Origin of the sequence: Cronbergia sp. UHCC 0137 (assembly GCF_034932285.1) — a bacterium.
Classification (GTDB): domain Bacteria; phylum Cyanobacteriota; class Cyanobacteriia; order Cyanobacteriales; family Nostocaceae; genus Cronbergia.
This window is the reverse complement of record NZ_JAYGHC010000020.1, coordinates 12,233-23,346: the sequence shown is the minus strand read 5'-3', so window position 1 is coordinate 23,346 and position 11,114 is coordinate 12,233. Positions and strand designations below refer to the sequence as shown.

12 protein-coding genes are annotated in these 11,114 nt (G+C 37.3%); all 12 read left to right on the top strand.

The features are described from left to right. Positions 1-112: 112 nt before the first annotated feature. Positions 113-805 (top strand): COP23 domain-containing protein, encoded by a 693-nt coding sequence (locus VB711_RS12210; RefSeq protein ID WP_323286318.1) that lies wholly within the window; start codon positions 113-115, stop codon positions 803-805. 243 nt (positions 806-1,048) lie between these two features. Next, a complete protein-coding gene (locus VB711_RS12205; protein ID WP_323286317.1) occupies positions 1,049-1,927 on the top strand; it encodes a serine protease in 879 nt (292 codons plus the stop codon). A 46-nt stretch (positions 1,928-1,973) separates the two neighbouring features. Further along, positions 1,974-2,969, top strand: coding sequence for a serine protease (locus VB711_RS12200; RefSeq protein ID WP_323286316.1), 996 nt, complete (start codon positions 1,974-1,976; stop codon positions 2,967-2,969). A gap of 183 nt (positions 2,970-3,152) precedes the next feature. Continuing rightward, positions 3,153-3,500: a CTB family bacteriocin gene (locus VB711_RS12195; RefSeq protein WP_323286315.1), complete on the top strand. Its 348-nt coding sequence runs from the start codon at positions 3,153-3,155 to the stop codon at positions 3,498-3,500. Positions 3,501-4,266: 766 nt separating this feature from the next. Then, positions 4,267-4,638, top strand: coding sequence for a CTB family bacteriocin (locus VB711_RS12190; protein WP_323286314.1), 372 nt, complete (start codon positions 4,267-4,269; stop codon positions 4,636-4,638). Between the two features lie 304 nt (positions 4,639-4,942). Then, the gene (locus tag VB711_RS12185; protein ID WP_323286313.1) at positions 4,943-5,221 is read left to right on the top strand and encodes a CTB family bacteriocin; all 279 of its coding nucleotides are present in this window, start codon (positions 4,943-4,945) and stop codon (positions 5,219-5,221) included. Positions 5,222-5,330: 109 nt separating this feature from the next. Next, a complete protein-coding gene (locus VB711_RS12180; RefSeq protein WP_323286312.1) occupies positions 5,331-5,642 on the top strand; it encodes a CTB family bacteriocin in 312 nt (103 codons plus the stop codon). A gap of 84 nt (positions 5,643-5,726) precedes the next feature. After that, positions 5,727-6,050 (top strand): hypothetical protein, encoded by a 324-nt coding sequence (locus VB711_RS12175; protein ID WP_323286311.1) that lies wholly within the window; start codon positions 5,727-5,729, stop codon positions 6,048-6,050. Between the two features lie 96 nt (positions 6,051-6,146). Beyond that, entirely contained in the window at positions 6,147-6,419 is a 273-nt protein-coding gene (locus VB711_RS12170) for a CTB family bacteriocin (RefSeq protein ID WP_323286310.1), read from the top strand. A 491-nt stretch (positions 6,420-6,910) separates the two neighbouring features. Further along, positions 6,911-8,416, top strand: coding sequence for an HlyD family secretion protein (locus VB711_RS12165; protein ID WP_323286309.1), 1,506 nt, complete (start codon positions 6,911-6,913; stop codon positions 8,414-8,416). A 28-nt stretch (positions 8,417-8,444) separates the two neighbouring features. Beyond that, positions 8,445-10,613 (top strand): peptidase domain-containing ABC transporter, encoded by a 2,169-nt coding sequence (locus VB711_RS12160; protein ID WP_323286308.1) that lies wholly within the window; start codon positions 8,445-8,447, stop codon positions 10,611-10,613. A gap of 138 nt (positions 10,614-10,751) precedes the next feature. Next, positions 10,752-11,057, top strand: coding sequence for a hypothetical protein (locus VB711_RS12155; protein WP_323286305.1), 306 nt, complete (start codon positions 10,752-10,754; stop codon positions 11,055-11,057). Positions 11,058-11,114 lie beyond the last annotated feature (57 nt).

The following is an 11,114-nucleotide window of genomic DNA, read 5'->3' as shown; positions in this document are numbered from 1 at the left end:
GTTATCTGCATCATAAATCAATATATTCTACCCATAGAATAATCAGATTAATGCGGTATTTGTTCTAGAAAAATTGACCCATTTTCACCTTTGTAATATTTAGGAATAAACCATGAAATTTCAATTACCTGCAACCGTTTTAGTAGCAACCTTAGCTCTATCTAGTGTTTTAGGATTAACATCCATAGTTCAAGCCAATCCTCCTGTTGATAATTCAGGAACTGATACTCCAGTGGTTGATACCCCAGTAGTTGATACTCCAGTAGTTGATACCCCAGTGGTTGATACTCCAGTAGTTGATGATTCAGATATCGCGGGTACTAAATTTAGTTGTGTTCCTGAAGGTAATGGTAACGTTGCTACAGTTGGTCAACGTCCTGGGGGACAGCCAATTCCTTTAATTGTTTGGACTAAAAAATCTTCTGATTACTTCGGAGGAGCATTCACTCCACAAAAACGTTGTAATATAGTTACCCCAAAATTGAATCAAGCTGTAGCTGAAAGTGGTGGTAGTTTAAAAGATGTTGTTTTAATGACTGGTAAAGTTAATGGTAGTACCGTAATTTGTGCAGTTTCTATTACAGATGACGGTTGTAATAAATCCAATATTCTCTTCACCCTTAAACCAGAAAATGCTAAAAAAGCAGAAGCAATCCTCGCACAAATAGTGAAAATTAGTAATGAAGGTGCCAGTGCTGGTGTAATTCGTGAAACAACTACTGGTCGAGTGCAGGTAAATTTAGGAGATTGGGCAAAATCAGCTATGAGTAATGGAACTCGTAAACCTGGGTCTTCAAAATTGTAGTAGATGTGGGAGTTTCTTGTATCTCATTGAATCGAAAACTGCTATAATTTAGTAGGGTGGGCAATGCCCACTCTGCTTGCATTTTAAAAATCAAACTATTAGTCCTATATTGATCAATAGGTATTCAAAAAATTCAAGTTTATTCCCCTGATTGTTTGTAAATTTTGTGAAGATTATGTAATGATAAACCAGATTTTTGTTTTAGATAAGAGATTTTTTTTGATATTACTCATGAATATATTTATGAGTAATTTTTATCTTTACTCAAATGCTCAAAATCTATCTACATCTGAAACGCAGAAAATAAATATTAAAACCGAGGAAATTGCTAAAAATGTAACTATTAGAATTTTAACTAAATCCGGTTCTGGTTCAGGAGTAATTATTAAGCGTAAGGGACAAACTTATATAGCATTAACAAACCATCATGTAGTAGCAGATAGTCCTGAACATGGTTATCAAGTAATGACTGTTAATGGTAAAATGTATCCAGCAAGGGAACTCAATCACGCTAAAAATCCTACATTAGACTTAGCATTGGTAGAATTTACTAGCCAAGAAAATTACCAAGTAGTACAATTGCAGAAATCACGGGCAATAATAGAAGGAGAAAGAGTGTATGCGTCAGGTTTTCCGGCATGGCATTTTACCTGGCAAGGAAAGAAAATCATTAGGTTTGAAGAAACACGTAATTGGGGAATTAGAGCTTTTAAGTTAACAACTGGAATTGTTAAATTGCAACTTCCTAAAACATTTCCTGGAGGGTATCAAGTTGGTTATACCAATGATGTTAGTCAAGGGATGAGTGGTGGACCGGTTTTAAATCAAAAGGGAGAGCTAATAGCAATTAATGGCTTATTAAAGTATCCTTTTCAAGGAATTAATGCTTTTACTTTTGCCGATGGTTCTGTACCGAATAAACAACTTTATTTAAAAATTGATCCTCTAAGTTGGGCTATTCCTATCAACAAAGTTATTGATTTTATAGAAACACAAAATATACAGCAGGGGGGCAGGGGGCAGGAGGCAGGAGGCAGGAGGCAGGGGGCAGGAGGCAGGAGGCAGGAGGCAGGAAAATTCTTACAATCTGCTGTATTAGATCAAACCTTGTATAATAATTAGTGAAATTAGTGAAAAATCTCAGAATTATTCCCTGGAAATATTAAATATGCGTTTATCCACTAATCAACTAACTAGCATTTTTAGTACATCGGTAGTGACAGCGATCGCTATTAGTATGCCAGCATTTGCCAACAGTATACCAGAAGGAATAGCCCAAGATGCTAGAGAATCTGTAGTGCAAATCAACAGCAAAGGTAATAATTCTCCCGGAGGTTCGGGAGTAATTATTGATGAAGAAAATAATATTTACACTGTATTAACTGCCAATCATGTTGTTTGTGATGCCTTAAACCGACCAGGTAAGATCACCTGTTCTAAGGATACTACTTACTCAGTTCGTACTCACACAGGGCGGCAATATGCTGTTAAAAATCGTCAAGTTTTACAAAAAGGTAAAGATGGAATAGATTTAGCGATTATTACATTTGAAGCTACAGAATATTATTCACCTGCAATTCCTGAAGATGAACCAGTAGAAATTGGTGCAGATATTTTTGTGGCTGGTTTTCCGGCAGTATTTGGCAAAGTTGGTGCGGATAGAGACTTTGCTTTTACTGGAGGGAGAGTAGTTTCTTATAATAAGAATGCAGTGAATGGCTATAGTTTAATTTATGATGCAAATACTTTAACTGGTAATAGTGGAGGTCCTGTATTCGATATTAATGGTAGACTTATAGGCATTCATGGACTTGCGGATGCTTCTGGAAAAGGTAAATCAGGATTTAATGCAGCAATTCCCATTAACACTTATTTGCAGATCAAAGAGCAACTTCGCTCAAATTCTCCCGAACCAATTTCCTCATCTGAGCAACCAAAATCTACTACAAATGATTCAAATTTGAAAATCCTTCAAAATTTAGGATATACTCCTATAACCTGTGATTTTGGTAGACAAATAGTGTCAATTATGATTTATAATAGACAATATTGTGTTGATCCTATTCCTCCTCTAACTCAGCCAAAATATAGATATAATCCGGCTACTAAAGAATTAGAAGTTTTTGATTCAACAAATCAACCTAATCCAAATGTAGGTTTGTAAAGAGAAAATACTCGGTACAAGTTTAAATTTCTAGATGAACTTAAAAGATTTTATCTCTGCTTAAAGAAGTAAAACTCTAAATTTGATTTCTATCCTTAGATTTATGAAATCCTGACAAACAAGGCTTATAGTTGGGTACTTAGGTGGGTCTTCCACCATAATTCGTAAGTGAGGCTAACAATCATGACTAATTCAAATATGTCCGATTTGTTTGTTGCGTTATCTAATGAGCAACAAGAATTTCTCACAGGTGGTGCTGATTTTGAGTTGGCTGGTAGTAACTATGCTAACAGACTAGCAAGTTTACAAGGTACTACTGCTTCCGGCCCTGCTGGTAGCACTGGTAACTCTATTGGTACAACTTCTGCGGTCAATACTGCTGCTCAAGATTTATTGGGCTTGGGTGTACCATCAATTCCTCAAGTTGGGGCGTTGGGTTCGGCTCCAGTTCTGACTGGTTTAGCAGAAACTCCTTTAACAGGTGGCAGTCCACTAGGCGGATTTGGCGGCTTTGGTACACCTGGCTTCTAAGTCAGCTAAAGTTTTTCACTATTCTCATAGATAACCAAGATAACTCAGAGATGAAACCTTCTGTTAAGGCTGGATACGGTGACAATACGTGGAGAATATCAAATAGTTTTGCATATACTCTACCAAAAATCTGCGATCGCTATTGCAAATAACTAACCGATTATTGCAGAGTTCACTTTGTTTAGCCAAATCAGGCTGCTTTTTTATCTCAGGGAGCTTGGTTTTCACTAATGGGAATTAGCAGTTACGGATTCCAGAAGTTCTTTCATTTAGCTTGATAATCAGTCAGTTTCTGGAATCCGCTGCTTAAAGTAGACAAGTTTGGCCAAACCTCCAGCCGATTTTACTCTTTTATGGAGGCGTATTTGCTAAACTATCTGGGCGGAGAATGGTTTGTGGGGGGTGAACAAAAAAATTTTCAACTGTGATTGACAATCACTAGCTGCTGATTGCATAGATCCATAATTTTATCTCTGCCGTTAGGTTTTACGCAATGCCATAGTTAGAAGTTTTTGTATTGATAATAATGGATAGGGCAGTAGTTCAAGAAACAAGGCTAAAAGATTAGATTTAGACTAAATAGTAAAAGGCTTCTAATACTGTCATCTGCTATACCTATTTAGTGAAGTTCTGGCTTAGAGATAACGCAGATTTCATTTTCACTGTATTTTGTACCCCGTGCATAAGTCCTGTAATGATTAATTTCATTCACTATTTAGTGTTTGAAATCCTTAATTTGAGTATTAAGTAAGTGAGGCTAAAAATCATGTCAAATCACATTCTTACATCTGAATTGTTTGTTACTTTATCTAACGAAGAACAAGCAGTTTTAACTGGTGGTGCTGACTTTGAATTGGCTGGTAGTAATTATGCTAACAGACTAGCAAGTTTACAAGGTACTACTGCTTCCGGCCCTACTGGCAGCACTGGTAACTCTATTGGTACAACTTCCGCAGTTAATACTGCTGCTCAAGATTTATTGGGCTTGGGTGTACCATCAATTCCTGCAATTGGTGCGTTGGGTGCTGCACCAATTCTTGATGGTATTGGAGCGAATCCAGCATTAGGAGGTGATGCCTTTCTTAATCCCGTGCTAACAAGTCCCGTTGGAGGTCTTGGTTTAGGAAGTCCTTTTTAGGAGTTTGTAATAGGTAGCTTATATAGGACTCCTATTTGAGTTTTGAACATACACGTAGGTTGGACATTGCCGAGAATCTGCGGGTTTTGTAAGGCATAGCCCTACCTACAATACTTAGATTTATTTAGAAATCATTTAGGAGTCCTATATCTATTAGACATCTGGTGAAAAAGAATGTAGAGAGGTTCCATGAAAACTCTCTACAAGGATTCTAGATTAGGCGGCTAGTTGAGGGAAAAGCTAATTTTTTAAGTGGGTTTCTGGAAGTCTCGGTTTGAGTATTAAGTAAGTGAGGTTAAGAATCATGTTAACTTTATTCATTGGATCAAAGTTGGTTGTTGATTTATCTGATAAGCAACAAGAGTTTATAATTGGTGGTGCAGATTTTGAGTTATCTAGCAGCAATTTTGCTAACCGATTTGTTATTTTACAGGGGCTAACATTTTCTGGACCAAGTGGGAGTTTTGCTAATTCCTCTGCTCAAACTTCTGCTATCAATACAGCAGCACAAGATTTATTGGGATTGAGGGCGCTAAGACTTCCTAGAATTGGTGGTTTGGGTTTAGCACCGATTTTATTTTAAAAAAGTGCTGAGTGGTAAAAACAAAGGTTTTTAGGTGTTGAGGAAGTCGTCTCTAAATTTATTTATGGAGAAATTATCTTTGAAATGTAAATGTTTGAGGTTCTAAAATATGCTAGTTCAAATCATTTTATCAGGGTTAATGATGGAGTTAGATGATTGGCAACAAGAGTTGTTAACTGGTGGCAATAATCCTCAGATTAACAATAACAATTTTGCTCAAAGAGTTGCAGATACAACAGGGTCTAATACTACTGGACCATCAGGCAATGTTACTAAAACTAATACTCAACTTGTTGATACGAGTAGTGGCTCACAATCTATATTGTCTTCAGATACGTTGGGACTTGCTCCTTTGGGAGTTAATAACAATATGGCATTAAACGGATTTTTGCCAGGCAATAATTCTGTAGCAATGTTTTGAGAATTTTAGTTTTTGCAGGATAGAGAAAATTGTTTTCTCTAGAATTTTTATTTAACAAAAAATTAGTGAGGAAGGTGAAAAATTATGTTATTTCTGCAAATGAAATCAGATTTGCTAGTTGAATTACCGCAGGAGGAACAGGAACATTTATCTGGTGGTCAAGCTGCACCTGCTGACCCATTGCTTGCTCCCATTGCTGCTTTACGAGGTAGGCCAGTCAATGCACTTGGGAAAGCTTTAAATGATGGTTCAGAAACTAAACTGGTAAATAATACTATACGGGGAGTGACTAATTCTGGTCCCTTTGGTAGTACGGGTAATTCCAATGCTGAGGGTGAGGGCTTGGCAACTGGGGCAGAAGATATTATGATTTTGCCTCCATTTTTAGGTTCTAGTCAAACATTGTAGAGGTTAAATAATTGAAGGAAATGATCAAGAAGGAGACAAAACAAACAAAAATCTAATTAATTTTATCTAGATGAGGGGTAAGTGAGGCTAATTATTATGTCAGAACAAATTATTGCATCCGAGTTATTTTTCGAGTTGGTTGATGAACAACTAGAGCTTTTAGCTGGTGGTGCAGATTTTGAACTGAGTAATACTAATTATGCCGAGAGAGTTATTACTTCTCTAGAGTCAACAGCTTCTAGTTTCGTTGGTAATAATAGGTTTGCGGTGGATGTAGATAAAGCCATTAATACGGCTGCACAAAACTTATTGGGGTTTGGTGGAGCTATTCCTGAAATTATGACTTTACCTCCACCACCGATTCTTTGAAAGTTATCAATTTTATGATTTAACGGGCAGTTGAGATATTGGTTAAGAAGGGGGGAGAGGAGACTGTTGCTACTCGCTCAACGTAAGTGAGGACTTTGAGGGAGTTTGAGCGTTCTCCTCTGTTTTTCTCCAAGCGTTGCCCACGTCAGAGATGAGAGTAATGTATTTGCCTTATTGCGGGCATTCATTACTCGTCCCCCACTTTTTATTATAGGTGAAAGAAATTTTTTTTGTTGATTCTTTGTGAAGTATTTGTAGACGATCGCTCTCTTGAAGATCCTGGCAAAATGGATGTTCTGGAGTTTTGCGTCGAGTATAAAATGACTATAATTTTGTAAACATCTCCAAAGACATATTACCTTAGACAGTTATTTTTCTGTGGCATGGGATTTGCAATCAAGTTAGGTGAGGTTATCTAAAACTGCCTATCTGAATGCGAAGTTAGATAATCCTATTTTCTGTTGATGTTTCAATTAAGAAGGTGAAAAACTGTGGACTCCTTTAGTCGTGAGGGAAATTATGTTTGGAATCGCTCAAATGAACCACATCCTGAGCAGTTACACGTTGTTGAAGTTAATGAATTTCTCCCCCGGATTCACAAATGGACTTCCATTGGTGTGGGAATTATATTCACTACATTTACAACAGGTATCGCTTTAACTACTGTGTTGAAGTATAAGGCAACGGTGAAAGTTCCTGCTAGTATTAGACCGATGGGAGAACTCAGGGTGATTGAGTCTGCTATTTCGGGTATGGTAGAGAAAATTGTCGTACAAGATAATCAGATGGTTATTGAGGGAGATGCGATCGCTTACGTGGATGATTCCCGTCTTCAGACTCAAAAAAATCAATTAAAAAGCAGTATTGAACAAGGAAAATTACAACTTGTACAAATTGACGCTCAATTGGGTGAAATTAATACTCAAATGTTGGCTCAGGCTAATTTAATTAATCGTACCATTGTCGCTGCCCAAGCTGACTTAGGTGGAACGCAACGCAACTATGATAATCAACAAATCAATGCTAATGCAGAAATGACTCAAGCGGAAATTGCTGTCAGATTTGCTCAGTCTCAAGTTAATCGTTTACAAGAAGAAAGCGCACTCAGGACAACAATAGAAGAAGCACAAGCGGCTTTAGATTTAGCCAAAATTCAGCGAGATAGATTACAAGCGATCGCTATGAGTGGTGCAATATCTCGTAATATGTTGGAGGAAAAGCAGCAAGCGGTTAAATCTGCTCAAGCAAGACTAGAACAAGCAAAAACCAATGCTAAAAATCTGTGGGAAGAGAAACAACAAGCTCTAAAAATCGCCAAAACTAATCTATCTAAGGCAAAAGCAGCCATAAATCCCAGTGATGCTGCCGTTGTTGTCGCTGCTGAACGGATTAAACAAGAAAGAGCCAAAGGTGTAGCTAATGTAGCCGCGTTAAAAAAGGAACTCCAGACCTTAGTACAACAAAGGTTAGAAATTCAAAAGCAACTGAATCGTACAGGCCAAGATTTACGACAAGTAGAAAAAGATTTAAATCAGACTGTAATTCGCGCACCTATCACCGGCACATTATTACAATTAAAGCTGCGTAACCCAGGACAGGTAGTTCAACCAAGCGAAGCGATCGCTCAAATTGCACCCCTCGATACCCCCATCCTAATTAAGGCTTATGTGCCGGCTCAAGACATCAACAAAGTCAAAATAGGGCAAAAAGTCGAAATGCAGGTTTCCGCTTGTCCTTACCCAGATTACGGCACGCTCAAAGGGATTGTCCAGAACGTTGCCCCAGATGCTATCCAAACCAATAGAAATAATCCAGGTGTAACCCCCCAAGTAGCTGGTTATGAAGTCACCATTGAACCAGAAACGATGTATGTGGGTAACAGCGATCGTCAATGTCTTCTCCAAGCAGGAATGGAGGGGAGAGCCGATATCATTTCCCGTGAAGAAACAGTCATGCGATTTATTCTTCGCAAAGCCAGATTAATCACAGATTTATAAAAATATCCTTCATTCTTCCCTTTCCACCATGTTTAATCTATTCAAACTCGGTAAAAACTATCAATGTGTTTTACAATTAAGCGAAGAAGATTGTGGTGCAGCTTGTCTGGTTTCTATATGTAAACATTACGGTCACTTTTTAAGCGTTAACAAAAGTCGAGAAGCCGTCGGAACTGGACAACTAGGAACAACTTTATTAGGTTTAAAACGTGGCTCAGAAAATTTAGGTTTTAATGCTAGAGCAGTTAAAGCCTCACCAGAAATAGTAGATAAAATTACAGAAATACGGCTACCAGCAATCATTCATTGGCGGGGTTTTCATTGGGTTGTTTTATATGATAAACGCGGTAGTAAATACGTTATTGCCGATCCTGCGGTGGGAATCCGTTATATCACTCGCCAAGAACTAACAACCGCTTGGAACGGCGTAATGCTCTTACTAGAGCCAGATCAAGAGCGTTTTTTTCAACAACCTCAAGAAAAAGCTTCAGGTGGATTATTACGTTTTTTTCGGCGCATACTACCCTATCGAGGATTACTAACCCAAGTTTTAATTCTCAATCTTATTCTTGGTATTTTATCCCTTGGTAGTCCCGTTTTAATTCAATTATTAACTGATGATGTATTAGTCCGAGGAGATACCCAACTACTCACAGTTGTTGTCTCATCTGTAGTTGTTATGACCTTATTTAGTAGTAGCTTGCAAGTCATACAGGCAACTATGATCGCTCATTTTGGTCAACGGCTACAATTAGGATTAGTCTTAGATTTTGGGCGCAGAATTTTACAATTACCTTTGAATTACTACGAATCTCGTCGCAGTGGAGAAATTACTAGCCGATTGGGAGATATTAACGAAATTAATCAATTAGTTTCTCAAGTAGTAATTCTCTTACCTAGTCAGGTTTTCATTGCTATGATTTCTTTCTGCTTAATGCTATTTTATAGTTGGCAATTAACAATAGCAGTTCTACTTTTTGCCGTTTTAATGACCTTATCAAGTCTACCATTTCTACCCATACTGCAACAGAAAACCCGCAGTTTATTAGTCTTAGGAGCAGAAAATCAAGGTGTGTTAGTAGAAACATTTAAAGGCGCGCAAGTAATTAAAACAACTAATGCTGCTCCCCAATTTTGGGATGAATTTCAAAGTCGATTTGGTCGTCTTGCTAATCTCACCTTTAGCACCATTCAAATAGGCATTATTAACGGTACTATCGCTAAATTATTTTCTACTCTTGGGGGTGTAATTTTACTAGGGATAGGCAGCATTTTAGTGATTAACAAAACATTAACCATTGGTCAAATGCTGGCTTTTAATGCCTTGCAGGTAAACGTTCTAGTTTTAATTAGTATGTTAGTAGGTTTGGTAGATGAATATTTCCGTTCTCAAACAGCAATTTCTCGTTTACTAGAAGTAATTGACGCAACACCAGAAGTAATTGGTGGTAGCGAAAAACCAATGGCAAAAATTTCTGGTAATGCAGATATTCGTTTTTCTCATTTGACATTTCACCACCCTGGAAGAGTGGATTTATTAGAAGATTTTTCTCTCAAACTTCCCGGAGGAAAAGTAATTGCGTTAATTGGGACATCAGGATGTGGTAAAAGTACATTAGCAAAATTAACATCGGGTTTATATCAACCAAATTCCGGTAACATTCGCATTGGGTTTTTAAACATTGAGGATATAGCCCTTGATTGTTTACGACAACAGGTAGTTTATGTTCCCCAAGAACCTCATTTTTGGAGTCGCACAATTTTAGAAAATTTCCGTTTAGGATCACCTAATATTCCCTTTGAAGATATAGTTCAAGCTTGCGAAATTGCTGATGCAGATGGATTTATTAGTCAATTACCAAACAAGTATCAAACCGTGTTAGGAGAATTTGGGGCCAATTTATCTGGTGGACAAAGACAACGATTAGCGATCGCTAGAGGTATCCTCACCAATCCACCCATTCTCATTTTAGACGAAGCCACCGCCGGACTAGACCCAGTTAGTGAATCTCACGTCCTAGATCGTCTCTTGCAATTTCGCAAAGGACAAACTACCATTTTAATTACCCATCGTCCCAGTGTAATTAAGCGAGCAGATTGGATAGTTTTAATTGAAAAAGGCCAAGTCAAACTCGAAGGTAGTCCAGAAAGTTTATTATCTCAACAAGGAGAACATTTAAAGTTCCTATCAGTATGAGGATTTATCTTATCTGAAGGTTCATATCATGTCCGGTAAAAACTGATTATTTAAGTTTCAGAGCAAGGGTATAGGGTAGTTATATTTCTGCACAAATGCAGTTATAATCGCTAATTCAACGGACTTGATGTTAATTTTATGAACGACAATAACACCTGTAATGATCATCCTCTATTTGATGATTTATCTGAAGCTGAACAAGAAAGTATAACTGCTGGACAAGATAATAATATTTTTGCCAGTAGTGATTTTTTCTTCCAAAAAACAGACATTCAAAGTGGCGCAGATAATAACTTAAATCTAGGAGGAAGTGAAACTAATTCACAAAGCTCTAACTATAGCTTGTCACAAATAACCATAGGTTCTTCTATTACATTTCGTTTACCTAATTTTAATTTAGGTAGAAATAAGTTGAAAAATTTATTATCTAATATCTTCCGTTAATTATTTACTTAAATAACTCAAGTTGTTAGTTATTAATTTTTCGGATATTTTGTAGTC

Coding starts and splice junctions, on each gene's coding strand:
- VB711_RS12210 (WP_323286318.1), top strand. CDS start 113: ATGAAATTTCAATTACCTGCAACCGTTTTAGTAGCAACCTTAGCTCTA.
- VB711_RS12205 (WP_323286317.1), top strand. CDS start 1,049: ATGAGTAATTTTTATCTTTACTCAAATGCTCAAAATCTATCTACATCT.
- VB711_RS12200 (WP_323286316.1), top strand. CDS start 1,974: ATGCGTTTATCCACTAATCAACTAACTAGCATTTTTAGTACATCGGTA.
- VB711_RS12195 (WP_323286315.1), top strand. CDS start 3,153: ATGACTAATTCAAATATGTCCGATTTGTTTGTTGCGTTATCTAATGAG.
- VB711_RS12190 (WP_323286314.1), top strand. CDS start 4,267: ATGTCAAATCACATTCTTACATCTGAATTGTTTGTTACTTTATCTAAC.
- VB711_RS12185 (WP_323286313.1), top strand. CDS start 4,943: ATGTTAACTTTATTCATTGGATCAAAGTTGGTTGTTGATTTATCTGAT.
- VB711_RS12180 (WP_323286312.1), top strand. CDS start 5,331: ATGCTAGTTCAAATCATTTTATCAGGGTTAATGATGGAGTTAGATGAT.
- VB711_RS12175 (WP_323286311.1), top strand. CDS start 5,727: ATGTTATTTCTGCAAATGAAATCAGATTTGCTAGTTGAATTACCGCAG.
- VB711_RS12170 (WP_323286310.1), top strand. CDS start 6,147: ATGTCAGAACAAATTATTGCATCCGAGTTATTTTTCGAGTTGGTTGAT.
- VB711_RS12160 (WP_323286308.1), top strand. CDS start 8,445: ATGTTTAATCTATTCAAACTCGGTAAAAACTATCAATGTGTTTTACAA.
- VB711_RS12155 (WP_323286305.1), top strand. CDS start 10,752: ATGAACGACAATAACACCTGTAATGATCATCCTCTATTTGATGATTTA.